This window comes from Dactylosporangium sp. CA-139114 (assembly GCF_050955725.1).
In the GTDB taxonomy this organism is placed as follows: domain Bacteria; phylum Actinomycetota; class Actinomycetes; order Mycobacteriales; family Micromonosporaceae; genus Dactylosporangium.
In genome coordinates this window covers 40,527-64,544 of sequence record NZ_CP192080.1, presented here as the reverse complement: position 1 = coordinate 64,544, position 24,018 = coordinate 40,527, and the positions used below count along the sequence as shown (strand labels likewise).

General features: G+C 70.8%; 21 protein-coding genes and 1 tRNA gene. 9 read left to right on the top strand and 13 right to left on the bottom strand.

Features of this window, described 5'->3' with window-relative positions; all coding sequences use genetic code 11:
• Positions 1-2: 2 nt before the first annotated feature.
• From ACQP2P_RS00300 to ACQP2P_RS00280, 5 genes are read right to left on the bottom strand one after another with little or no spacing between them, the layout of a single operon-like run.
• Positions 3-1,523, bottom strand: coding sequence for a peptidoglycan D,D-transpeptidase FtsI family protein (locus tag ACQP2P_RS00300; protein WP_433612103.1), 1,521 nt, complete (start codon positions 1,521-1,523; stop codon positions 3-5).
• Positions 1,520-2,989: an FtsW/RodA/SpoVE family cell cycle protein gene (locus ACQP2P_RS00295; protein ID WP_433619573.1), complete on the bottom strand. Its 1,470-nt coding sequence runs from the start codon at positions 2,987-2,989 to the stop codon at positions 1,520-1,522. Before ACQP2P_RS00295 ends, ACQP2P_RS00300 begins: the two co-directional genes overlap by 4 nt.
• A 60-nt stretch (positions 2,990-3,049) precedes the next feature.
• Positions 3,050-4,462 (bottom strand): PP2C family protein-serine/threonine phosphatase, encoded by a 1,413-nt coding sequence (locus tag ACQP2P_RS00290; RefSeq protein WP_433612100.1) that lies wholly within the window; start codon positions 4,460-4,462, stop codon positions 3,050-3,052.
• Complete coding sequence (locus tag ACQP2P_RS00285) at positions 4,459-4,938, bottom strand: FHA domain-containing protein FhaB/FipA (RefSeq protein ID WP_433054374.1); 480 nt, start codon at positions 4,936-4,938, stop codon at positions 4,459-4,461. The genes ACQP2P_RS00290 and ACQP2P_RS00285 overlap by 4 nt, the downstream gene beginning before the upstream one ends.
• A gap of 40 nt (positions 4,939-4,978) precedes the next feature.
• On the bottom strand, positions 4,979-5,764 hold the full coding sequence (locus tag ACQP2P_RS00280; RefSeq protein WP_433619571.1) for an FhaA domain-containing protein: 786 nt from the start codon (positions 5,762-5,764) through the stop codon (positions 4,979-4,981).
• Between the two features lie 167 nt (positions 5,765-5,931).
• On the opposite strand from ACQP2P_RS00280, the gene ACQP2P_RS00275 reads away from it, so the two are divergent.
• The 3 genes from ACQP2P_RS00275 to ACQP2P_RS00265 all read left to right on the top strand — a co-directional run bounded on the left by ACQP2P_RS00275 (position 5,932) and on the right by ACQP2P_RS00265 (position 8,162).
• A tRNA-Leu gene (locus ACQP2P_RS00275) sits at positions 5,932-6,014 on the top strand.
• Positions 6,015-6,277: 263 nt separating this feature from the next.
• Positions 6,278-7,351, top strand: a complete 1,074-nt coding sequence (locus ACQP2P_RS00270; protein WP_433612097.1) for an NAD-dependent epimerase/dehydratase family protein — start codon at positions 6,278-6,280, stop codon at positions 7,349-7,351.
• Between the two features lie 4 nt (positions 7,352-7,355).
• A complete protein-coding gene (locus ACQP2P_RS00265) occupies positions 7,356-8,162 on the top strand; it encodes a WecB/TagA/CpsF family glycosyltransferase (protein WP_433081967.1) in 807 nt (268 codons plus the stop codon).
• Positions 8,163-8,249: 87 nt separating this feature from the next.
• Here ACQP2P_RS00265 and ACQP2P_RS00260 read toward each other — a convergent pair whose 3' ends face one another.
• The 4 genes from ACQP2P_RS00260 to ACQP2P_RS00245 form a co-directional block, all read right to left on the bottom strand.
• Positions 8,250-8,552 (bottom strand): hypothetical protein, encoded by a 303-nt coding sequence (locus ACQP2P_RS00260; protein WP_433612095.1) that lies wholly within the window; start codon positions 8,550-8,552, stop codon positions 8,250-8,252.
• A 392-nt stretch (positions 8,553-8,944) separates the two neighbouring features.
• Complete coding sequence (locus ACQP2P_RS00255) at positions 8,945-9,424, bottom strand: hypothetical protein (protein ID WP_433081963.1); 480 nt, start codon at positions 9,422-9,424, stop codon at positions 8,945-8,947.
• A gap of 228 nt (positions 9,425-9,652) precedes the next feature.
• Complete coding sequence (locus ACQP2P_RS00250; RefSeq protein ID WP_433612092.1) at positions 9,653-9,880, bottom strand: DUF397 domain-containing protein; 228 nt, start codon at positions 9,878-9,880, stop codon at positions 9,653-9,655.
• Positions 9,880-10,680 (bottom strand): helix-turn-helix domain-containing protein, encoded by an 801-nt coding sequence (locus ACQP2P_RS00245; protein WP_433081959.1) that lies wholly within the window; start codon positions 10,678-10,680, stop codon positions 9,880-9,882. Before ACQP2P_RS00245 ends, ACQP2P_RS00250 begins: the two co-directional genes overlap by 1 nt.
• Before the next feature lie 367 nt (positions 10,681-11,047).
• Between ACQP2P_RS00245 and ACQP2P_RS00240 the strand changes: the two genes are divergently transcribed.
• Positions 11,048-11,320, top strand: coding sequence for a hypothetical protein (locus ACQP2P_RS00240; RefSeq protein WP_433612090.1), 273 nt, complete (start codon positions 11,048-11,050; stop codon positions 11,318-11,320).
• A gap of 42 nt (positions 11,321-11,362) precedes the next feature.
• Here the strand turns inward: ACQP2P_RS00240 and ACQP2P_RS00235 are convergent, their stop codons facing one another.
• Positions 11,363-12,148, bottom strand: coding sequence for a PASTA domain-containing protein (locus ACQP2P_RS00235; RefSeq protein WP_433612088.1), 786 nt, complete (start codon positions 12,146-12,148; stop codon positions 11,363-11,365).
• Positions 12,149-12,285: 137 nt separating this feature from the next.
• Between ACQP2P_RS00235 and ACQP2P_RS00230 the strand changes: the two genes are divergently transcribed.
• The 3 genes from ACQP2P_RS00230 to ACQP2P_RS00220 all read left to right on the top strand — a co-directional run bounded on the left by ACQP2P_RS00230 (position 12,286) and on the right by ACQP2P_RS00220 (position 18,356).
• Positions 12,286-13,656, top strand: coding sequence for a hypothetical protein (locus tag ACQP2P_RS00230; RefSeq protein ID WP_433612085.1), 1,371 nt, complete (start codon positions 12,286-12,288; stop codon positions 13,654-13,656).
• A gap of 39 nt (positions 13,657-13,695) precedes the next feature.
• Positions 13,696-15,732, top strand: a complete 2,037-nt coding sequence (locus ACQP2P_RS00225; protein ID WP_433612083.1) for an MMPL family transporter — start codon at positions 13,696-13,698, stop codon at positions 15,730-15,732.
• Positions 15,733-15,806: 74 nt separating this feature from the next.
• Positions 15,807-18,356, top strand: a complete 2,550-nt coding sequence (locus tag ACQP2P_RS00220; RefSeq protein ID WP_433612081.1) for an ATP-binding protein — start codon at positions 15,807-15,809, stop codon at positions 18,354-18,356.
• A gap of 141 nt (positions 18,357-18,497) precedes the next feature.
• Here the strand turns inward: ACQP2P_RS00220 and ACQP2P_RS00215 are convergent, their stop codons facing one another.
• The gene (locus tag ACQP2P_RS00215) at positions 18,498-18,986 is read right to left on the bottom strand and encodes a MarR family winged helix-turn-helix transcriptional regulator (RefSeq protein ID WP_433612079.1); all 489 of its coding nucleotides are present in this window, start codon (positions 18,984-18,986) and stop codon (positions 18,498-18,500) included.
• Between the two features lie 98 nt (positions 18,987-19,084).
• Between ACQP2P_RS00215 and ACQP2P_RS00210 the strand changes: the two genes are divergently transcribed.
• Complete coding sequence (locus ACQP2P_RS00210; protein WP_433612077.1) at positions 19,085-19,660, top strand: YceI family protein; 576 nt, start codon at positions 19,085-19,087, stop codon at positions 19,658-19,660.
• Between the two features lie 201 nt (positions 19,661-19,861).
• Positions 19,862-21,334, top strand: a complete 1,473-nt coding sequence (locus ACQP2P_RS00205) for a glutamate--cysteine ligase (RefSeq protein WP_433612075.1) — start codon at positions 19,862-19,864, stop codon at positions 21,332-21,334.
• Here ACQP2P_RS00205 and ACQP2P_RS00200 read toward each other — a convergent pair.
• Positions 21,331-22,488 (bottom strand): acyl-CoA dehydrogenase family protein, encoded by a 1,158-nt coding sequence (locus ACQP2P_RS00200; RefSeq protein WP_433612073.1) that lies wholly within the window; start codon positions 22,486-22,488, stop codon positions 21,331-21,333. The two genes, ACQP2P_RS00205 and ACQP2P_RS00200, sit on opposite strands and share 4 nt — an antisense overlap.
• Positions 22,489-22,501: 13 nt before the next feature.
• Positions 22,502-24,016: an acyl-CoA carboxylase subunit beta gene (locus ACQP2P_RS00195; protein ID WP_433612071.1), complete on the bottom strand. Its 1,515-nt coding sequence runs from the start codon at positions 24,014-24,016 to the stop codon at positions 22,502-22,504.
• Between the last annotated feature and the right edge of the window lie 2 nt (positions 24,017-24,018).

The following is a 24,018-nucleotide window of genomic DNA, read 5'->3' as shown; positions in this document are numbered from 1 at the left end:
CATTATCGAATGCCCTTTTCGTCCGCGTATGCCTTCATGATCAGGCCGGCAATCCGAGCCGCCTCGCCGCTGCCACCCTTGCCAGCGTTCTCGAGGAAGACCGCGACCGAGACGATCGGCTTGCCGTCCTTGAGCGCGAAGCCGATGAACCAGCCGTGGTCCTCCGACTCCTCGCCGTTCTCCGCCGTACCGGTCTTACCACCCACGTCCAAGCCCGAGATGCGCGCGCTGCGGCCGGTGCCGTCGTTCGACGTCACGACGCTGAACATCATGTCCTGCAGCTCTTTGGCCACGCCGTCGTTGATCGGCGTGCGCAGCAGCTTGGGCTCGGTGTGGTCGGCGATCGACAGGTCGGAGTTCTGCAGACGGTCGACAATGTAGGGGCGCATCTGCTTTCCACCGTTGGCAACCGTCGCCGCAATCATGGCGCCTTGCAGCGGAGACATCTTCACCTCGCGCTGTCCGATGCTCGACTGAGCGACGGCGGGCGGGTCGACGCGGTTGTCGGTGCCGGCGGTCATGGGGCCGGTGTGGCTGGCCACGATGCCGCAGTAGTTGCGATCCTGGTCCTCGATGAGGCGGGGCTCCTGCTCGAAGCCGAAGGCCTGGGCCATCGACTTGAGCTTGTCGGCACCCACCCGCTCGACACCGATGCGGGCGAAGACCGTGTTGCAGGAGACGGTCAGCGCCTGCTTCATCGTGATGCTGTCGGGGCAGATGCCTTCGTGGGAGTTCTTGATGCGGAAGGTCGAGGTCTCCGGCGGCTGGTAGAACTCGCCACCCTGCACGGTCGAGTCGGGCGTGAGGGAGGAGTCGGCGCTCATCGCCGCCGCCGAGGTGATGATCTTGAAGGTCGAGCCGGGCGGGTAGACCTCCGAGGTCGCCCGGTTGAGCAGCGGCTTGTTCGGGTCGTTGTTGAGCGTCTTGTAGTTCGCCGAGGCCGCGTTGATGTCGTGGGTGCTGAGCAGGTTGGGGTCGTAGCTGGGCAGCGAGACCTCGGCCAGGATCTTTCCGGTGGCCGGGTCGAGCGCGATGGCCGCGCCCTTCTTGATGCCGAGCTTGTTGGTCCCCAGCGCCTGGTAGGCCGTGTCCTGCGTGGCCTTGGACAGGGTCAGCAGGACGTTGCCGCCGGCCGGCTCCTTGCCGGTGAACATCCCGGCGATCCGGTCGGCCGCCTGCTTGTCCGAGGTGCCGATCAGGAAGTCGTTGTTGAGCTTCTCGAGCTTGGTCGAGCCCAGGTTGACCGGCTTGTAGCCGAGGACGGAGGCGTACTCCTCCTTGAGCGGGTACGTCCGCAGGAACTTCAGCGAGTCCCCGGTCGCCTGCGCATCGGCGAGCACGTTGCCACTGGCATCGACGATCTTGCCGCGCGGCCGCTCGTACTCGGTCGCCTGCACGCGCGCGTTGCGCGGGTTGGTGCGATAGTCGTCGGCCTTGACCACCTGGCGGTAGTTCAGGTTCAGGAACAGCATGGCGAACAGCACCATGACCACGACCCCGACCCGGCGCAGCGGGGCGTTCATCGCACGACCTCCGTGGGCATCTCTTTGATCTGGACCGGCGCGCCGCCGCCGCCGGGCGCCGTGCCGCCGAGCCCGGCCGAGGGGGCACCCCCGGCGGGGCGGCGCGACGCGTCGGAGATGCGCAGCAGCAGACCGACCAGCAACCAGTTGGCCACCAGCGACGAGCCACCGGCCGAGAGGAACGGCGTGGTCTGCCCGGTCAGCGGGATGAGCTGGCTGATGCCACCCACGATGACGAACACCTGCAACCCCAGCGTGAACGCGAGGCCGCCGGCGAACAGCTTGCCGAAGGAGTCGCGGACGTTGATCGCCGCGCGCAGGCCCCGCTCGACCAGCAGCAGGTAGGTCACCAGCAGCGCGGTCAGCCCGAAGAGCCCGATCTCCTCGCCGAGGCCGGAGAAGATGAAGTCCGTCCAGACCTCGGGCACCTTGGTCGGCTGCCCGGCGCCGGGGCCGGTGCCGGTGAGCCCGCCGGTGCCCAGCCCGAGCAGCGACTGGACCAGCTGGTAGCCCTTGTTGTCCGCGTCCCCGAACGGGTCGAGCCAGGTGGTCGCGCGCTCGGAGAAGTTGAGGAAGGGGCCGCCGACGGTCTTGCCGAGGAAGTACGCCAGGAACGCGCCGCCGAGGAAGAGCCCGAGGCCGATGATCAGCCAGGAGACCCGCTCGGTGGCGACGTAGAGCGTCACGACGAAGAGGCCGAAGTACATGAGCGAGGTGCCGAGGTCCTTCTCGAAGACGAGGACCATCAGCGACATCAGCCACACGAGCACGACCGGCCCGAGGTCGCGGCCCCGGGGGAAGTCGATGCCGAGGAACCGCTTGCTCGCCAGGGAGAGCACCTCGCGCTTGCGCACCAGGTAGTAGGCGAAGAAGACCAGCAGCGCGATCTTGGCGAACTCGCCCGGCTGGATCGTGAAGCCCGGCAGCTTGATCCAGAGCTTGGCGCCGTGGATCGCCGAGTACCGCGCGGGCAGCACCGCCGGGATCAGCACGAGCACGATGCCGGTGAGGCCGAGCGTGTAGGCGTACCGAGACAGCGAGCGGTGGTCGCGCACGATCGCCAGGAGCGCGACCGCACCCACCACGGCCGCGGCCGTCCAGCCGAGCTGACGGAAGCCGTCGCCGCCGAAGACGTTGAGCTCGGGCCGGTCGACCGCCTTGGTGGTGGCCAGGTCGAGCCGGCGCAGGAAGGCGACGCCGATGCCGTTGATGAGCGCCACGGCGGGCAGGATCGTCGGATCGGCATACGGCGCCAGGAACCGCACCGCCATGTGAGCGGCGAAGAAGATCACCGCGATGATCGCGGTCTGGACCCAGAAGTCGCCCGTGACCTGGCCGATCGCGTTGCCCTCGACGACCGCCGCGTAGATCGTGAGGATGGCGATCACGAAGAGCAGCAGTCCCAGCTCGACGTTGCGCCTGGTCGCGGGGCGGGAGGGCGCCGAGACGCCCGCTCCGCCGCCCATGGGCGACGGAGCTGGAATGGCGGTGGCGGTCACGACTGTCTTCCTTTTCGCCTCAGCACGTCAGCAACTGGCGCCGGGGGTCGGGGTCAGCGTGGCGGACGGGTCGTCGGTCGGTGACGGCGGGACGGCGGGATCCCCGGCGGGCGCGCTGACACCGCCGCTCGGGTTCGAGGTGGCCGACACGGAAAGAGACGCAGAGGCGGAATCGGAGGGTTGCGCCGTCGGGCAGGCCTGCTTGCGGTTGGGGTTGGCCGGGTCCTCGAGCTGGGCCAGCTTGTCCTGGGCCTGCGCGAGGGTGTCGACCTGGATGCCCTGCTTGACGGTGCCCTGGGCGGCCGGCGTGAGGTCGTCGAGGGTGAGCGTCGGGCTCTCCATGTAGACCTCGGAGAGGTCGAGCCAGGCGACCTTGCCGGGCACGCCCTTGAAGATCGCGATCCGGCCGGCATCCGTGGCGCCGACGTAGTAGCGCGACTGGGTCACGCTCCAGCCGTACCAGAGGCCACCCCCGAGCAGGCCCAGCAGCACCACGAGGAGGATCGCGGTGCGCACCGGGTGGCGGCGGGAGCGCTGCTCGCCGTCCTCGCGGGTGTTGCCCGCGGCGTTGGCGCGCTGCTCGGCCTCGTCGTCCGGCACCGGCGGGCGAGGCGCGGCGAGCGCGGCACCTCGAGCCGAGGACATGGACTGGTCCGCTGAGGTCGCCATGCCCCGGTCCTGGGCCGCCGCACCGCCGACGATCGGCCGCGCCTCGACGATGTCCTCGTCGGTGACGTCGGCGACGATCACGGTGATGTTGTCGGGCCCGCCGCCGCGCAGGGCCAGCTCGATGAGCCGGCCTGCGCACTGGTTAGGGTCGACGTACTCGCGCAGCGTGGACTCGATGGTCTCCGCGCTCACCACGCCCGACAGGCCGTCGCTGCAGAGCAGGTAACGGTCGCCGGGCTTGACCTGGCGGACCGAGTACTCGGGGTCCGCGTCGCGGCCGTCGAGCGCTCGGGTCAGCAGCGAGCGCTGGGGGTGGCTGTTGGCCTCCTCCAGGCTGATGCGGCCCTCATCGACGAGCATCTGGACGTAGGTGTCGTCCTTGGTGACCTGGGCGAACTCGCCGTCGCGCACGAGGTATGCGCGCGAGTCGCCGATGTGCACCATGCCCATCTTGGAGCCGGAGAACAGCATGGCGGTCAGGGTCGTCCCCATGCCCTCCATGGCCGGGTTCTCCTCGACCGCGTCTCGGATCTGCTGGTTCGCCAGGTCGACGGCGCCCCGAAGGGTGTCGATCATGGCGTTGCCGGGCACATCCTCGTCGAGTGGCGCCATGGTGGCGATGACGATGTTGCTGGCGACGTCACCGGCGGCCATGCCGCCCATGCCGTCGGCCACGGCAAGCAGCCGCGGTCCGGCGTAGACGGAATCCTGGTTCCCGCTCCGGATCAGACCGCGGTCGCTGCGTGCCGCATAGCGCAAGGTGAGGGTCATGGCCGTAACTCGAGTGAAGTGCGGCCGATGCGAATCGGCACGCCGAGGGGGACGGGGGTAGGCGCGCTGACCTTGGTCTTGTCGAGGTAGGTGCCGTTGGTGGAGCCCAGATCCTCGAGGTACCACTGGCCGGCGCGCGGCACGAGACGGGCGTGCTTGGACGAGGCGTAGTCGTCGGTTATCACCAGCGTCGAGTCCTCGGCGCGCCCGATCGTGATCGGAGCCTCACCAAGGGTGATGCGGGTGCCTGCCAGCGCGCCTGCGGTGACGAAGAGCTGGTTGGCGGTCTTGCCCCGCTTCACCTTCGCCGGACGGCCGGGAGCCGTCACCGCACCAACCCCCCGGGGCGCAGCGACGATCCGGCTCGAACGCGAGCCCGCGAACAGGTCCCGGCGGATCACTCCCACGACCGTGAATACGAAGATCCACAGCAGCACGAGCAGCCCGTACCGGGCGACAGTGATGACGAATTCCATCTACGACGCGCTCATTCAGATCCGCCTACGTGAAGTACGGTCATCCATCCACGCGGTAGGTCAGCGTGGTCGTGCCGAGCTGGATCATGTCACCGGGGTTCAACGCGACAGCCGAGACGCGTTGGCCGTTGACCATCGTGCCGTTCGTGGAGCCGAGATCGGTCAGCACGACCTGCGCCCCGTCGAAGTCGAGCCGCGCGTGGCGACGCGAGATCCCGACATCGGGGAGCCGCATGTTGGCCTGGTCGCCCCGGCCGATCACGGTCGAACCGATCGACAGAGGGTAGCTTCGCCCGTCGCCGGACACCAGTCGAACGTTGCGCGCCGGGCCGCCGGGTCCGCCGGGCGGGGGCCCGTAGCCGCCGCCGGCCGGCTGCTGGTTGTAGCCACCATACGGGTCCGGGGTCGGCGGGGGCGCGACGTCGGCGCCGGTGTAGACCTCGGCGGTCACGCGGAACATGCCGGTGTCGAGCCCGTCGCCGCGCTCGATCTCGACGATGACATCGCCGTAGACCGTCCAGCCCTGCTCGCCGATGAACTCGGCCTGCGACTGGGCGAGCTCCTGGGCGAGCGCGGCGGCATACGGCGCCAGCCGGCTGTGGTCGTAGGGGGACAGGTCGATCACGTAGCGATTCGGCACGAGCGTGCGCCCGCCGGCCAGAATCGCCTTGTGGGCTTCCGCCTCCCGTTGCATGGCGTTGAGGATCTCCACGGGGTGGACGACCCCCTTGAAGACCTTGGCGAAGGCCCCCTCGACCAGGCCCTCTAGGCGCTTCTCGAAGCGCTGCAGCACACTCACCGGTTCCTCCTCGGGTTCCGAGGTCATGATGGTATCCGGACGTCGCACGCCCGTATGCAAGCTGACCGGCTGGCCCGTGCTACTCTTCCGTGGCGCCCAGGGAAGCCTAGTGCCTACCCGGTGATTCTGCCGAGTGGGACTTGAGTTATGCTCTGACGCGCCGGACCAAACGAAGCTTGCTTCAGATGGTCCAAGGGGAAGTGGCGGAATGGCAGACGCGCACGGTTCAGGTCCGTGTGCCCGAAAGGGCGTGGGGGTTCAACTCCCCCCTTCCCCACCGCTGAGGCGGCTCCTGCTCAGGCAGCGGAGCCGCCTTTCGCCGTATCAGCGGTGGATCCTTCGCGCTCCCTTCGGTCGCTCCCCATTGGGGGGCTCCCGCCCACCCAAACCCCCCGGTCGCTGGTTGCGGTCCGTCTGCTGGGTGCGGTCTTCTGCACTCGGCCTTCGGCCCTCGTGACTTGCTTCGCTTCGTCGGGTTCGTGGCTTTGTTCGTCTGCGGCTGCGGGGGGCTTTGTGTCGCCACGGGTATGCTGCCGTCTCGTGAGCGTTGCACTAGTGACCGGGTCGGCCGGACTCATCGGATCTGAAGCCGTGCGCCACTTCGCCTCTCTGGGGCTGGACGTTGTCGGCATCGACAACGACATGCGCAAGCGCTTCTTCGGCGCCGAGGCCTCCACCGCCTGGAACGTGGTCCGTCTTACGAGTGACCTCGGCGAGGCGTACACCCACCACGACGTGGACATCCGGGATCGCGACGCGCTCGCGGCGATCTTCAAGAGGTATGCGAAGGACATCGCGGTCGTCATCCACACGGCGGCCCAGCCGTCGCACGACTGGGCGGTCCGCGACCCCTTCACGGACTTCGACGTCAACGCCGGCGGCACCCTCAACCTGCTGCAGAACGTGCGCGAGCACTGCATCGAGGCGCCGTTCATCCACTGCTCGACCAACAAGGTCTACGGCGACCGGCCCAACTCGCTGCCCTACGACGAGCTCGAGACCCGCTGGGAGATCCAGGCCGGCCACGAGTACGAAGGCGGCATCAAGGAGGACATGTCGATCGACTCGTGCCTGCACTCCGTCTTCGGCGCCTCCAAGGTCGCCGCCGACGTGATGGTGCAGGAGTACGGGCGCTACTTCGACATGAAGACCGCCTGCTTCCGCGGTGGCACGCTGACCGGCCCGGCGCACTCCGCGACCGAGCTGCACGGCTTCCTCGCCTACGTCATGCGCTGCAACATGGAGCGCCGGACCTATCGGATGTTCGGCTACAAGGGCAAGCAGGTCCGAGACGCCATCCACAGCCACGACGTGACCAGCGCGTTCGAGGCATTCTTCCGCAACCCGCGCTCCGCCGCGGTCTACAACCTCGGCGGCGGGCGGCACTCGAACACCTCCATGCTCGAGGCGTTCGCGCTGGCCCAGTCGATCACCGGTAACGAGATGGTGACCGAGTACCACGAGGCCAACCGGGTCGGCGACCACATCTGGTGGATCGGGTCGAACGAGCGCTTCCAGATGGACTACCCGGACTGGAAGCAGGTCTACGACGTGCCCATGATCTGCCAGGAGATCTACGAGGCCAACGTCGGCAAGTGGACGCCGGAAGCCTGACGTCGTGATCGATCAGGGCAAGCGGAACGTCCTCGGCGTCGAGGTCAGCGCCGTCGACTACGACAGCGCCGTCGACAAGGTGATGAGCGCGGCCCGTGACGGGCGCTCGCTGGCCGTCACCGCCCTCGCCGTGCACGGGGTCATGACCGGCGTGCAGGACAAGGCGCACGGGGCCCGGCTGAACTCCTTCGACCTCGTGACGCCCGACGGTCAGCCGGTGCGGTGGGCCCTCAACCTGCTCCACCACGCCCAGCTCGCCGACCGGGTGTACGGGCCGGACCTGACCCTCAAGGTGCTCGCCGCGAGCGCCGAGGAGGGCCTGCCGGTGTACTTCTACGGCTCCACCCAGGAGACGCTGGACCGCCTCGCCGGCAAGCTGCACGAGCGCTTCCCGGCCCTGAAGATCGCCGGGATGGAGCCCTCCAAGTTCCGCCCGGCCGCCGACGGTGAGCCGGAGCAGATCGCGGCCCGCATCAAGGCCTCGGGCGCTCGGGTCGTCATGGTCGGCCTGGGCTGCCCCCGCCAGGAGGTGTTCGTCTACGCGATGAAGCACCTGGTCGACGCGCCGATGCTGGCCGTCGGCGCGGCGTTCGACTACCACGCCGGGGGCCTGAAGAACCCGCCCGCCTGGATGCAGCGCTACGCGCTGGAGTGGCTGTGGCGGCTCGGGCTCGAACCGAAGCGGCTCTGGCGGCGGTACATCCTGCTCAACCCGAACTACCTGGCCCGCCTCGGCGCCCAGAAGACCCGCCTCTGGCGCGCCGCGCCGCCCGCCCCCGCGACCGAGCCGCTCAAGACGTTCGCGGTCTGAACATGCTGATGGGCGCCGCGACGGCGCCCATTCCGCATTCTTTGGGATTTGTCACATCAAGCGGACAATTCCCGCATCGTGAGAAGGTCAGCGGCCGGTGATGGCGTCGACCTTCGCGGTGCGGCGCTTGAAGGTGCCCCGCTTCTCGAAGGCGCGCTCGGCCGGCCACAGCATGAGGGCGAGCGGGGCCGCGATGTACCAGCGGTCCAGCATCACGTACGCGACGATGTTCGCGACGACGCCGAGGGCGTAGAGACCGATCAGCCAGTCGATTCGCCGATCGCCGAGGCCGCGCTTGTGGTAGGCGTCCAGCACGCCGAATGCGCCGACACTCAACGCCAGCAGGCCGAACCCGCTGACACAGGCGAAGATCAGATCCGAATCGGTCACGTCAGTTCCTCCTTGCTCCGCTGCCCGTTACACCGGCAAACTTCGACCCAAGCTAAGCGGACATTTCAAGATCGACCATCAACTTTGCGACACGGCACTCGGCCGAAGGTGGCGCGACCAATCGGACATTCAGCCGATACCACTGATCTTGCCCACCGTGTTGATGCATCGGCCACGCGGCCGCGGTCTTGAGGCGTCTCTGCCTTCACGTGGGCGCCGGCCGCGCCCAGGGATCGAGCCAGAAGGATGTTCGAGCACCGGTGCTCATGACGGGCCCCGGCCACGCTGACGACGCACCCGGAGCCCGTCCGACCTCCCCAGGTCGAGTCCTCCCTGCTTTGTACAGGGTGCGGATCGACCTGTCGATAGACAGGCAAGGGCGCACGCTCGCCCTACTTCAGCTGCCGGGACTCCTGGGAGTAGATGAGCTCCAGGATGCTGCGCGCCGCCTCGAACCAGCGGTCCAGCCACTCCTGCTGCGGCATGGTGCCCTTCGGCGGCAGCTCCATGAGCAGGCCGCGCAGCAGCGGGTGGTCGGCCATCGACCCGGTCGGCGTGTCCAGCCAGGAGTCGCGGCCGAACATCGGCTCGGTCAGCGGGGAGGCGGAGCTCAGCGAGCTGGAGCTCAGCGAGCCTCCGGTGAGCGGGCCGAGGTCCGCGACGAGCGACGACTCGGGAAGCTTGGGCGGCGTCATGTCCAGCGGCATCGTCGCCCGGTCCAGCGGCGAGCCGTTGCGCGGGGACAGGTCGTCGAGCGGCCCGTCGCCGAGGCCGTCGCGGCGACCGCCCGGACGGTAGCTACCCAGTTGCCCGGAGAAACGGTCGTCGGTCTTCGACGATCCGTTGCCGAAGTTTTCGGGGCCAATGTTCACGGTAGGAAGCCTTATCTCACTCGGGGGGAAGTGTCGGAATCGGGCGATTCGCGGCACTCACTCCTACAACGACGTTGCTGGTGCAACGGCCACGCTCCGGGGCAAACACCGGGCGAAAAACCCCCGCCCGCACCGGCGCGTCGCGCCCGGGGCCCCGAAAACGTCCGGCCCGTCCCGCTGGCGAATCGCCGCGGAAACGGGCCGGCCGGATTGGCGCGGGGCGTGATGTCACGCCAGGTCGAACTCGCCGTCCTTGGTGCCGCCGACGAAGGCCACCCACTCCTCGGGCGTGAACAGCAGAACCGGACCGGTCTTGTCCTTCGAGTCGCGGAGCGCCACAGCCCCGCCGGCGAACGCGACCTCGACGCAGTTGTCCGAGTACGGCCCGCTGCGGGTGCTTTTGCGCCACGCGGCACCGTCGAGGTTCACGCTGAAGCCCTTGGCTTCGATCTCCACTACAACTCCTTTGCCAGCTTCACGAACATCGACACTGACTCGTCCGGACGCAGTGCGTTGGCGCGCAAGTAGTCAAAGATGAATCCGTAGCGCTGAAGCTCGTCGTCCTTCTCGAGAAAGAGGCCGCCGGCCGCGTTCGACGCGAACGCGAAGTTCTGCCCGGCAGACTCGTCGTACAGCAACATCGTGAAAGCCCCGTCCATCCCGGCGTGCGCACCGGCGGAGAAGGGCAGGACCTGGAGAGTCACGTTCGGCCAGCCGGCCGCCAGAGCAAGATGCTCGAGCTGGCGACGCATGACCGCCCTGCCACCCACCGGGCGGCGCAGAACGGCCTCGTCCAGCACCACCCAGAGATCGATCGGGTCATCCTGAGTGAGTAACGACTGTCGGCTTATTCGGACACGCACGCGTTTCTCGACATCCGTGGCACCGATGTCGGGGCGGGCGGCGTGAATCATGGCCTGCGCGTATTCCTCGGTCTGCAACAGCCCGGGGACGACGAGCGCCTCATAGGAGCGGATGTGGTCGGCGGCGGCCTCGAGGCCCACGTAGGCGCTCGTGAGCACGTCGCCGTACAGCTGCCACCAGCCCTTCTGCCGCGCCTCGCGCGCGATCTTCAGCAGCTGGTCGGCGTATTCCGGGTCGACCCCGTAGATGTCGAGCATGTCGCGCACGTCGCGGGGCGTGACGCCGGTCTGCCCGGTCTCGATCCGCGAGATCTTCGAGCCGGAGCACTCCAGCCGCTCGGCGACCTGGTCGATGGTGACGTGTGCGGCCTCGCGCAGCCGTCGCAGTTCCATGCCCAGCTGCCTGCGCCGGAGGGTCGGGCTGCCTCGTCGACTTGCCACGTTCGTCGCACCTCCACGCCGCGGGATCCAGGTATAGATCAGCGCAACATCGTAGAGCCGCGCAAGGCTGCTCGGCACAACATTCTGTGACTCATACCTGCGGTGGAAAGTTCGACTTGCAAGTTGCATTGATCACCGTTGTGGGGCAACCTGTCCGTGTAGCTGGGGTCACGGATTGTTCACTGGGCCGACCAATCCCCCTCAAGTGGACGCAGCGACAAACGATCCAGCCGATCGGCGGTTACGGACAAGCCCCCGCGAAGGGCCCCGTGACCAGCCCCTTCCCCCCCAGGCCGACGGAGAAGACGGGAGTCCCACCGTGTTACCGAGGACAGGTGACGTGCTGCGCGTGACGAAGACCGCGAGTGTGCAGTTCACGCAGCCCATGCTGTTCCGAGTGATCCGCGTGCACGACTGGCAGACCTACGACGGCTGGGCGTGGCTGGACGGGTATCAGCTCAACACCTCGGGCGACGCCGTGGAGCGCCGCTCGATCTTCGTCCTGCTCCAGGGCCTGCAGCCGGGCTTCGTCACCCGCAACCAGCGCTCCGCCGCCCCGGCACGGGCCGGCATTCCGGTCACCGTCGGCTGACCGGCCCTCCTCCGTTCTCCGTGGCCCGCCTTCGCCACGCCCTCAGCGGCTGGCGGAGACGCTGGGCTGCGGATTCGCCGACGCCGGCGGGGCCACGGCGACCGAGAGGGTGACCGTCTCGCCCGCCAGCACCGTCGCGCCCTCCCCGGGCCGGGAGGACAGCACCTCGCCCGGCGGCAGCGAGTCGTCCACCGTGCGCTCCACCCGCACGTCGAGCCCGAGCTCCTGCAGCTTCACCGTCGCCTCGGCCAGCGAGTTGCCCCGCAGCGGCGGAATCGTCACCGGGCCGGGCGGCGCGCTCGCGGGGGCCTCCGTGGACGGCGCGGCCGAAGGCGGCGGCGGGGCACTGGACGGCGGCGGCGCGGACGAGGCCGCGGCGGGCGTGGAGCTCGAATCGACGACCTCGGGTGCGTTGCGGCCCTCGGCGGTCGCGCGGTAGATGAGGTACAGCCCGACGCTGAGCGCGGCGACCAGCACCAGCGCGACGATGCCGACGACGACCGGCATGAGCCAGGAGCGCCCCTGGTACGGGTCCTCTTCCTCCTCGGTCCACTCCGGCTGCGCGGACGGGCGCAGCGCGGGGTCGCCGGGCACGGGCACGCCGGCGCGGGCCGACCAGCGCTCGCGCTGCGCGTCGGCGTAGGTCTCCTCCACGACCCGGGCCGTCGGCCGGACCCGGCGGACCGGTTCGGCATCCGGGGGGCGGACCTGGGTGGCATCCGGATCGGGGCGCTGGACCCGCGTCGCGTCGGCGTCTGCGTCGTCCTCGTCGCCCTCGAAGGGCCAGAACGGCTGCGTCGAGGACTCGTCGTCGCGCTCGTTCGCCATACCTCCAGTTCACCATCATGTCCTCCCGGTCCGCCGCAACGCCGCGAGATGGCCACCCGCGCGCCTCGCCCGGAGGGTTCTGACGCACCCCCGGCTTGGACTCGCCGAGGTGGACGGGTGGGCTTATGCTGCGCGGCATGGCGGCGAGAAGCTGGGCGACCTCAATATCTACGGCGATCGGCGTCGCGGCCGGCGCCGGTGCCGCGCAGCTCGGGCTCGGCTACGGACTCGGCATCATCTCCTGGCAGCCGACCGGCGACAGCGCCACCGTCTGGGTCAGCAGCATCGCCTGGGTGACCTGGCTCGCCGCGTCCTCGACGGTCATCGGCGCGATCTGTGCCGACCGGCTCGCCGGCGCCGGGGCAATGGTCCCGGCCGACCCCGAGAGCGTCGGCGGCAAGGCCCACACGATCGCCTGGCGCATGGTCATCGCGCTCGCCGCGGCCGTCGGCTCGCTGATCATCGTGCCGCTCGTGGCCATCCCGTCGCGGGTGCCGCGGCCGGACAACGCCGCGCCCTACTTCACTGCGGGCGGCTACGCCGTCGCCGGCCTGATCGTCGGGCTGCTCATGGCCATCGGCGCGCTGTCCGTCCGAGCCGTTGCCGCGAACGTCATCGCCTCGTCGGCCTGGGTGTGGACGCTCGCCGTGGTCGCCGTCGCCGACGTCGTGCGCGCCGACGGGAACACCGCCACCGCCGCGCAGCTCGGCACCTGGCAGTTCACCGACGCCACCTGGATCAACGGCATGGTCAACCTGCCGAGCGCCCTGCTCATGATCGTGGCCGCGCTGCTCATCGGCGCCCTGGCCGCCTGGCCCGCCAGCCGCCGCGGCGACAACCGCGTGGGCGTGGCCTTCGCCGGCGGCGCCGGCCCGCTGCTGGTGGCCATCGCGTACTCCCTCTCCAAGCCCGTCCTGGGCGAGCACGACCCGCACCTGTCGGCGTTCTTCATCACGCCGTACGTGGTGCTGGCCGGCCTGGCCGGCTCGGTCATCGTCTCCTCCATCGGCCCGCGCGGCTCGCGGGCGCAGTCCCGGGCCGCCCGCCGCGCCGCCGCCGAGGACCGCGACGCCCGCTCGGCGGCCGAGTACAACGACTGGCACGCCGCGCTGGCCGAGGTGGACGCGGCCGAGAACCGCCGCCGCGACTCCGAGGAGGAGGCGACCGCCAAGGAGCCCGTCGCGGTCGGGGCCGCCCCCGTGCTCGACTCGGCCACCGACCTGGAGTCGGACGCCTACGCCCCCTCGCGGGCCTACGGCGGCGGCAGCGTCGAACCCGCGGGCCGCACCTACTCCTCCGACGCCTCGAAGCGCGCCTACGCCGAGGAGACCGTCGGCGAACAGCCCGCGCTCGCCGCCTCGACCAGCTCGTCGACGACGTCCACGGGGCGCGCCTCCGTCGCGCCGCTCTGGCCGGAGGAGCCGGGCGCCGGGGAGTCGAGCACGGAGGACGAGAAGAAGAAGCCCGCGCGAGGACGGGGCCGGGGTCGCGCCAAGCCGTCCGAGTAGCCGATCCGGGCCGCCCGTGCGGCGTGCTTGCATACTGCGGTGTTCGCCGCGTGGGTCGTCAGGTTGCGCTGGGTCGTCGTCGGGCTGTGGCTGGCGGTCACGATCGCCGGGGCCGTGTTCGGCGGAGGGCTGTTCGACCGCCTGAGCAGCACCGGCACCAACCGGCCGGACAGCGAGTCGGCCGTCGGGCAGCGGCACATCGACGAGCTCGCGCCCACCGGCTCGCAGGTGTTCGCGGTGGTGGAGGGGGCGGACCCGTACGACCCCGGCCTGGTCGCGAGCATCGGCTCGGCGGCGCGGGAGATCCGCGCGATGCCCGGGGTCAAGGAGGTCAACGACCTCTACACGGGCGTCGGCGGCCGCATCGGCGCGGACAACCGCAGCGTGAGCGTGCAGGTGGAGCTCGTCCCGGGCCTGGCCGACGCGCCGCGCGAGGAGCTGGAGGACCGGGTGCGGGCCCGCCTCGAGCGCATCGCGGCGCCCAGCGTGCAGGTCGGCGGGGACAAGCTGGCCGAGCGCGCGTTCGCCGAGCAGTCCGTGCACGACCTCGCGATCGGCGAGAGCGTCGCCTTCGCGGCCCTGCTCGTCGCGCTGTACCTCTTCTTCGGCGGCTTCCTCGCCGCCGCGCTGCCGCTGGCCGTCACGGTCGCGAGCGTCACCGGGTCGCTGCTCGTCCTGCTCGGGCTGAGTCACGCGACGAAGGTCAGCGAGTATTCCCTCAACGTCGTGACGCTGCTCGGGATCGGGCTGGCGGTCGACTATTCCCTGCTCATCGTGGCCCGGTACCGCGAGGAGCGGCTCAGCCACGACCCGGACGAGGCGCTGCGGGTCGCCGTGCGGCGGGCCGGCCGCGCGGTCGCGATCTCGGGCCTCGCGGTGACGCTGACCCTGGCCGGGCTGACCGCGTTCGCCGAGCCGCTGCTGGCCGCGGTCGCCCTGGGTGGGGCGGCGGTCGTGGCGCTGGCGACGCTGTCCGCGCTGACGCTGGTCCCCGCCCTGATCTCGCTCACCGGCGACCGGATCGGGCCCGCGGCCACGGTCCGCTGGGGCGGCCTGCTGGCCCGGCTGGCCGCGCGGGCGCAGCGGGATCCGTCCCGGGTGGCCCTGCTCGCGGCCGTCGGGCTGCTGGTGCTCGCCGCGCCCCTGCTCGGGGCCAACCTCGCCAACTCCGACGCCCGGGCGCTGCCGAGTTCGAACGAGGCGCGGCGGGCGTACGACGTGATGGAGTCGAAGTTCCTCAACGACACTCCCCCGACGGTCTCGGTGCTGCTGCGGGCCGGGCCGGAGCGCGCGGACGTGCGGGACCTGATGAACCGGATCGCCGGGCAGCTGCCGGCCGAGGTCCTGCGCCAGGACGTGCGCGCCGACGTCCCGGCCGGCTGGACGATCCTCGACCTGACGCCCAAGGGCCGCGTCGGCGACCGGCAGAGCTACGACCTGGTGCGCAACGTCCGCGCGCTGCCCACGCCCTACGCGAAGTGGGTGACCGGCCCGGCGGCCGAGGTCGTGGACTACCGCGACTCCCTCGCCGGGCGCCTGCCCGTGGCCGCGCTCGTCGTCCTGCTCGTCACCGTGGTGCTGCTGTTCTGGCTGACCGGCTCGGTGGTCGTCCCGCTCAAGGCCGTCCTGATGAATCTGCTGACCCTGGCCGCGACGCTCGGCGTGCTGATCGTGGTGTTCCAGTGGGGCTGGGGCCAGGTGCCGCTCTTCTTCGACTCGTGGGGCGGGCTGGACCTGACCACGCCGGTGCTGCTCTTCGTGTTCATCTTCGGGCTGTCCATGGACTACGAGGTCTTCCTGCTCGCGCGGATCAAGGAGGAGTACGACCAGCGCCCCGACACCGACCGGGCGGTGCTGCGCGGGATCACCCGCTCGGGCCCGGTGGTCACCGCGGCGGCGATCTGCATCGGGATCGTGTTCCTGGGCTTCGCCGCCGGCGGGCTGGTCGCCGTGAAGGAGATCGGCGTCGGCATGGCGGTGGCGATCCTGCTCGACGTGACCGTCGTGCGCGGTCTGCTGCTGCCGGCCCTCATGGGGATGCTCGACCGCTGGAACTGGTGGCCCCGCCGGCACTGACCGAATATTGACAATCGTCGTGGTTCTGACGCGTGGCTACTGCGACGGGCCTCGGCTCAGTACCCTTCGACAACATGTCTCCCGTTGCGGATCATGATCCGCGCAATGCCGGGGCAGGCTTCGCCGCGACGCTGCGAGCCAGCCGCCTGGAACGGGGGCTCACCCAGGACGAGCTGGCCGCCCGGTCCGGGCTGGGTGTGCGCACCCTTCGCGAGCTCGAGCGCGGGCGGGTCGCCCGGCCGCAGCGCAACACCCTCGCCCTGCTGGCCGACGCGCTCGACCTGACCGGCTCGGCCCGCGAGGCGTTCCTGAACTCGGCCGCGAACCGCAACCTCGGCCCGCGGCACGACAGCGTGGCCCGCCGTTCCCGGCACGTGGAGAAGCCGGTCCTCGCACCGCTGCCGGTGCCGAGCCACGCGGCCCGCACCGCGCTGCCGCTGCCCACCATGCCGCCCCTGGTCGGACGCGACGCGGACATCGCCGAGCTGCTGGGCCTGCTCGGGTCCGGCTCGGCGGAGATCATCGCGCTGATCGGGATGGCCGGGGTCGGCAAGACCGGGCTCGCGCACGCGGTCGCGCACCGCACGGTCGCGGCCGGCTGGACCGCGGTCTCCGTGACCGTCACCGACATCTCCCAGCCCACCGACATCTTCTCCGCCGTCGCGGCCGTCTTCGGCGTGGCCCGCGCCGAGGAGCTCATCGAGCGCTTCGGCGACCATCCGCACGGCGACCGGGCGCCGGCCGCGCTGCTGGTGCTCGACGGGGTGGACCACTCGCCCCGGGCCGCGGCCGAGGCCATCGCGTGGCTGCGGGCCCGGGTGCCGGCCCTACGCGTGCTGGTCACCAGCCGCCGCCCCCTCGCCGGGGATCTGCCGGGCGTCGTGGACTGGCAGGTGCACCCGCTCGAGGTGCCGGTCGGGCGGCGGCTCGACCCGGCGGAGCTGCGCCGGGTGCCGGCCGTGGCGCTGTTCGTGCAGCGGCTGCGGGCGGTGCGGCGCGAGCCGGTCCGGGACGACGAGCTGGCCACGATCGCGGAGCTGGTGCGCCGGTTCGACGGGCTGCCGCTCGCCATCGAGCTCGCGGCCGCGCGCGGGCGGGTGCTGGAGCTCGGGGAGCTGCTGGCGCGGTACGGCAACCGCGTCCTCGACCTCGCCGCCACCGACCCGGCCGGCCGCCGGCTGCGTGACGCCGTCGCCGACAGCTACGCGCTGCTGGCCGGGCACGAGCAGGCGGCCCTGCGCCGGCTCGCGACGTTTCGCGGGAAGTGGTCGGTCGAGCTGGCCGAGGCCCTGCTCGACGGGGTGGTCGACGACGTCGAGGCGGTGCTCGACCGGCTGGTCGGGCTGGGGCTGGTGAGCGTGCGCGGCCCGGGCGACCTGCGGTTCCGGCTCCTCGACGTGGTCTTCGACTTCGCCGCCGAGCGCTGCGCCGACGCCGGGGAGCTGCGCGCCGCCCGCCTGCGGCACGCCGAGGTCGTCACGCGGACGGCGGTGCGGATCTCGGCCGAGCTGACCGGGGCGGGCAGCGCCGCGGCGGTGCTGCGGCTGGACTACCTCAACAGCGACATTCGCACGGCGCTGCGCTACGCGTCCGTCCGCGATCCCGAGCTCGCGCTGCGGCTCGCCGGGGCCATCCCGCGCTGGTGCCGGCTGCGCGGGCGCGACGTCGAGGGCTTCCACCTGCTGCGCCGGCTCCTCGACGACCGGCGCACGGCGGGCTGCGATCCCGTCATCCGGGCCTGGGCGCAGGTCGGCGCGGCGATGCTCGCGGCCGCGCACGGGCGCGGGGCCGGCGAGGTGTGCGCGACCGAGGCGGCCCTGACCGTGCTCGCCGCGCGCGGCGACGTCACCGGCGAGCTCACCGCGCGGGCCGTCCTCGCCGGGATCTGGCAGGCGCTCGGCGGCAGCGACGAGGCCCGCCGGCACAACGAGGCCGCCCTCGGCCTGGCCATCCGCTCCGGCCGGGCGCGCGAGATCGCGGTCGTGCAGAACAACCTCGCCTGGCACGACGTGCTCGCCGGCGACCTGGGTGCGGCCGGGCGGCGGCTCGAGGGCGCGGGGCGGCGCGCGCTGGAGGCGGGCGACACCCGGCTGCGGGCGCTCACGGAGGCCAATCTCGCCGAGGTCGCCCGGCTCGACGGCCGCTTCGAGGAGGCGATCGCGCTGGCCCGGCGGGCCGCGATCGCGATCGCCGAGGTCGGGGACCCCACGCACCGGGTGCGGGTGCTGGGCACCCTCGGCCAGGCGTTCGCCGAAAGCGGACGGGTGGGCGAGGCCTCCGCGGTGCTGTCCGAGCTCGCCGCGGTGCCCGGCAGCACGGGGATGGCGGCGCTGGTCAGCGGCTATCTGGCGCTGGAGCGCGGGGCCCGGGCCACGGCGGCGGTCGCGTTCGAGTCGGCCGCGAACCTCCTGGCCGGCCGCGACGACGTCAGGGACGTGCTCGAGGCGCTCGTCGGCCTGGCGGTGAGCGCCGAGCCGGCGGGGCGGGAGCGGGCGCTGTCGGACCTCGCGGGGGTGCGGGAGCGGGCCGGGATCCGGCTCCTGCCGCGCGAGCATCGGCTGCTCGACCGGCTTGAGGGCACGGACGAAGACCCCCTGGGTGCGTTGACACGCCGACCCACCTAACTTCGCCCGTGCTCGAAAAGGCTAGGCGAGGCAGAAGCGGACGAAAGCGATAAGCCGGACGTCCGTTCCGGACCTGCCGGTAGTTCTGCCGGTGGCCGATTTGTCGACCGGCATCGACGGGCGTAATGGTTGAGGGGTGCCTCAGGCGGCGTTGCGCATCGACGGAACGCCGGAGGTGGCGTCCGGGCGGACCGCGTCGCGGATGGTCCGCAGGCCGCCGAGCAGGGTCTCCAGCTCGGCCGGGCCCAGGCGCCCGGTGAACCACTGCTCGATCAGCGCGATGTGGCCGGGCAGGACCTCGCGCATCTTGGCCAGTCCGCGCTCGGTGACGACGGTGAACGAGCCGCGGCGGTCGGTCGGGCAGGCCCGGCGCATGGCCAGGCCGTCGCGCTCGAGGCGGTCGACCACGCGGGTCACGCCGCTCGTCGACAGGCCGGTCTGCGCGGCGAGGTCGGTCATGCGCAGCTCGCCGCCCGGGGAGCGGGCCAGGCGCACCAGCACCTCGAAGTCGACGTTGCCGAGGCCGTGCTCGGCGAGCTGGACGTTGAGCCGCGCGTTCACGCCGGTGAAGGCCTCCACGAACAGCCCCATGGCGGTGATTCGCGGGTCTTCCAGCATTTCGTCGGTCACAGTGCGAGTCTAACAGAGAGAGCTTGACGTACGAGAGTCTGCCGAGTGTATATTTGCGGCGACAATCTTCTTCGCAGCCGCACAACCGAGGAGTCGCCATGACGGCACCCACCAACACCCGTGACTACAACGGCCTCACCATCCCCACGCCCGGCAAGTTCGAGATCGACCCGGCGCACACGCGGGTCAGCTTCGTCGCCCGGCACATGATGGTCAGCAAGGTGCGCGGCGGCTTCACCAGCGCCAGCGGCAGCATCGTCGTGGCCGAGGACCCGCTGCAGTCGACGGTCGAGGTCAGCATCGACGCGGCCAGCATCGACACCGGCGTGGCGGACCGGGACGGCCACCTGCGCAGCCCCGACTTCCTGAACGTGGAGCAGTGGCCGACGCTCACCTTCAAGAGCACGCGCGTCGTGGGCCTGTCCGGCAACGAGTTCAAGCTCGTCGGCGACCTGACCATCCGCGACGTCACGCGCGAGGTCGAGCTCGACGTGGAGTTCGAGGGCCACGCGAAGAGCCCGTGGGGCCAGGAGGTCATCGGCTTCTCCGCGACGACCGAGATCGACCGCGAGGAGTTCGGCATCACCTGGAACCAGGCCCTCGAGACCGGCGGCGTGCTCGTCGGCAAGAAGGTCAAGATCGAGATCGGCGCCGAGGCCGTCCGTCAGGGCTGACGCCGAGCCGGCGATTGGTCGGCTTTGCCGCGTATAGCGGCAAGGCCGGAGTTTGACCATCGTGCAGAGGGTGGGCGAAATCTCCCACCCTCTGCAAGGTTCCGCTCACCCCCCGCTGCCATCACGTCCTTTTTGTCCCTAGCGGTACATCTGGAACTCCTCCTAACGTGGGGGGTCCAAGAGGGGGCCAGGGGGCGAGGCATGGGCCAGGACGTCACACGGGGTGCTTTCTCGCGTGAGGACCGCGCTCGATACCGGCGCAAAGTACGTCGTTGCCTCGACGTCTTCGCGCTCATGCTCAACGACTTCCGCTTCGACTCCGACCGGCCCATGACGGGCCTGGAGATCGAGGTCAACCTGATCGACCCGGACGCGCAGCCCGCCATGCGCAACGCCGAGGTGCTGGCCGACCTGGCCGACCCGACGTTCCAGACCGAGCTGGGCCAGTTCAACCTCGAGATCAACGTCGCGCCGCGGCTCATCGAGGGCGACGGCCTGGAGGTGCAGGAGCGCGAGGTCCTCGCCAGCCTCCTGCACGCCGACGAGCGGGCCCGCAAATCCGACGCGCGCCTGGTGCTGATCGGCATCCTGCCGACGCTGCGGCCCGAGCACCTGGTGCTCGCGAACATGTCGCGCGACCCGCGGTACATGCTGCTGAACGACCAGATCATCAACGCGCGCGGCGAGGACATCGCGCTCGACATCCGCGGACACGAGCGGCTCGAGGCGCAGTCGGACTCCATCGCCGGCGAGTCGGCGTGCACGAGCGTGCAGTTCCACCTCCAGGTCGCGCCGGAGGCGTTCGCGCAGGCGTGGAACGCGTCGCAGGCGATCGCGGGCATCCAGGTCGCCGTCGGGGCCAACTCGCCGTTCCTCTTCGGCCGGCGCCTGTGGGCCGAGACCCGCATCGCGCTGTTCGAGCAGGCCACCGACACGCGGCCGGAGGAGCTCAAGGCGCAGGGCGTGCGGCCGCGGGTCTGGTTCGGGGAGCGCTGGATCACCTCGATCTTCGACCTGTTCGAGGAGAACGTGCGGTACTTCCCGCCGCTGCTGCCCATCACCGACGACGAGGACCCGGTCGCGGTGATCGAGGCCGGCGGCGTGCCCCGCCTCGGCGAGCTGCGGCTGCACAACGGCACGATCTACCGCTGGAACCGGCCGGTGTACGACATCATGAACGGCCGCCCGCACCTGCGCGTCGAGAACCGGTGCCTGCCGGCCGGCCCGACCGTCGTCGACCAGCTCGCCAACGCCGCGTTCTACTTCGGGCTGGTGCGGGAGCTGTGCGAGCAGGACCGGCCGATCTGGACGCGGATGTCCTTCTCGGCGGCCGAGGAGAACTTCCACGTCGCCGCGCGCGAGGGGCTGGACGCGCGGGTCTGGTGGCCCGGCCTCGGCGATGTGCCGGTCGGCGACCTCGTGCTGCGCGAGCTGCTGCCGCTCGCCGAGGCCGGCCTGGACCGCTTCGGCGTGACGCCCGCGACCCGCGACCGGCTCCTCGGGGTCATCGAGGGCCGGTGCCGCACCGGGGTCAACGGCGCCGCCTGGCAGACGCGCGTCGTGGCCGGCCTCGAGGAGCGCGGCCTGTCACGGCCGGACGCGCTGCGGCAGATGCTGCAGCGGTACGCCGAGGGCCTGCACGAGAACGTTCCCGTGCACACCTGGCCGATCTAGAGCCCCATCGAGCGCGAGATGATCATGCGCTGGACCTCGGACGTGCCCTCGCCGATCTCCAGGATCTTCGCGTCGCGGTACATGCGCCCGACCGGCGTCTCGTTCATGAAGCCGTATCCGCCGTGCACCTGCGTCGCCTCGCGCGCGTTGACCATGGCGGCGTCGCTGGACGCGAGCTTGGCGATGGCCGCCTGGCGCTTGAAGTCACGCCCGCTGACCAGGCGGCTCGCCGCGTCGTAGTAGGCCAGCCGCGCGGTGTGCGCCCGGCTCTCCATATCCGCGATCTTGAACTGGATCGCCTGGTACTCCCCGATCGCCTTGCCGAACGCGCGCCGCTGCCGCGCGTAGGCGACGGACTCGTCCACGCAGCCCTGCGCGAGGCCGACGCCGAGCGCGGCGAACGCGACCCGGCCCTCGTCCAGGATGCGCAGGAACTGGGCGTAGCCGCGGCCCCGCTCGCCGAGCAGGTTCTCGGCCGGCACGCGCACGTCGTCGAAGCTCAGCTCGTGGGTGTCCGAGGCGCACCAGCCGACCTTGGAGTAGGCGGGCTGGACGGTGAACCCGGGCGTCCCGCTCGGCACGATGATGGCCGTGAGCTCCTTGCTGCCGTCGGGGTTGACGCCGGTGACCGCGGTGACCGTGACCAGCGCGGTGATGTCGGTGCCGGAGTTGGTGATGAAGGCCTTGGAGCCGTTGATCACCCACTCGCCGGTCTCCTGGTCGAGCACCGCGCGGGTCTGGGTGCCGGAGGCGTCGCTGCCGGCCCCGGGCTCGGTCAGCCCGAACGCGGCGAGGGCCTCGCCCGAGGTGAGCTTGGGCAGCCAGCGCTCCTTCTGGGCCGGCGTGCCGTACCGATAAATGGGCATGGCGCCGAGCGAGATCCCGGCCTCCAGGGTCACCGCGATCGAGGAGTCGACGCGAGCCAGCTCCTCCAGGGCGATGCACAGGGCGAAGTAGTCGCCGCCCATGCCGCCGTACTCCTCCGGGAACGGCAGCCCGAACAGCCCCATCTTGCCCATCTGGCGGACCAGGTCGTAGGGGAAGGCGTGCCGCTCGTAGTAGTCGCCGATCACCGGCGCGACGACGTCGTGGGCGAACTCGCGGACGCTCTCGCGCAGCGCCTCGAGCTCCTCGCTGAGCATGAAGTCGACCATGACGAATGCCCTTCTAAACCGGAGTCACGCCGTGACGGCGACGGGAGAACGTGCGGTCCTTGGCCCGGGCCGCGGTGAAGCGGCGCACCAGCTCGCCGCGCAGGGCCGCCGGCTCGACGATGGTGTCGACGACGAGCTCGCCGGCCAGCCGCATGATGTCGATGTCACGCTCGTAGTCGGCGCGCATCCGGGCCACGAACGCGGCCCGCTCGCCCTCGTCCGCGATCGCGGCGATCTTGTTCGCGTAGACCGCGTTGACCGCCGCCTCCGCGCCCATCACGGCGATCTTGGCGGTCGGCAGCGCGATGGTGGCGTCGGGCTCGAAGCCCGGGCCGGCCATCGCATAGAGCCCGGCACCGTAGGCCTTGCGCATGACCACGCAGATCTTGGGTACCGTCGCCTCGGAGATGGCGGTGATCATCTTGGCCCCGTGGCGGATGATGCCCTGCTTCTCCACCGCCGAACCGACCATGAAGCCGGGAACGTCGGCCAGGAACAGCAGCGGCACGTTGAAGGCGTCGCAGAGCTGGACGAACCGCGTCGCCTTGTCGGCGGAGTCGACGAAGAGCACGCCGCCCTTGAACATCGAGTTGTTGGCGACCACCCCGACCGCCCGCCCGTCGAGGCGGCCGAAGCCGACGGTGAGCTCGCGGGCCCACAGCGCGTGGATCTCGAAGAAGGAGCCCTCGTCGAGCAGACCCTTGACGACCTTGCGCATGTCGAAGGCCTGACGCTCGCTCGCCGGGATCTCGGGCAGGCCGGTCTCGGCGCGGGCCTCGGCGACCGGCGGCTCGGCGGTCCAGTTCGACGGGAGGTAGGACAGATACTGCCGGATGGTCTCGATCGCGTCGTGCTCGGTCTTGCACAGGAAGTGCCCGACGCCGCTCTCGGCGCAGTGCACCCGGGCGCCGCCCATGGCCTCGAGGGTGGTCTTCTCGCCGGTGACCATCTCGACCATGCGGTCGGACCCGAGATACATCGAGGCGTTGCCCTCGACCATGGCCACCACGTCGCAGAAGGCCGGGATGTAGGCGCCGCCGGCCGCGGAGGGGCCGAAGAGCGCGCAGGCCTGCGGGATGCTGCCGCTGGCCCGGACCTGCGTGTGGAAGATCTTGCCGGCGCCGCGCCGGCCGGGGAAGAGCTCGACCTGGTCGGTGATTCGCGCGCCGGCGGAGTCCACGAGGTACACCATCGGGACACCGGTGTCGTAGGCCCGCTCGATGATGCGAATGATCTTCTCGACGGTGCGGGCGCCCCAGGAGCCGGCCTTGACGGTCGAGTCGTTGGCCATGAGGCAGATCGGCCGTCCGTCGACGGTCGCCGCTCCGGTGACCACGCCGTCGGCCGGGAGGCCGTCGGCCAGGGCGTTGGCGTAGAGCCCGTCCTCGACGAAGGACCCCTCGTCGACGAGCAGGGCGACGCGTTCGCGGGCGAAAAGCTTGCCGCGGGCGGCGTTGGCCGCATGGTACTTCTCCGCGCCGCCGGCCTCGACCCGCTTGCGCGTCTGATTGAGGGCATCACCCTCCATGG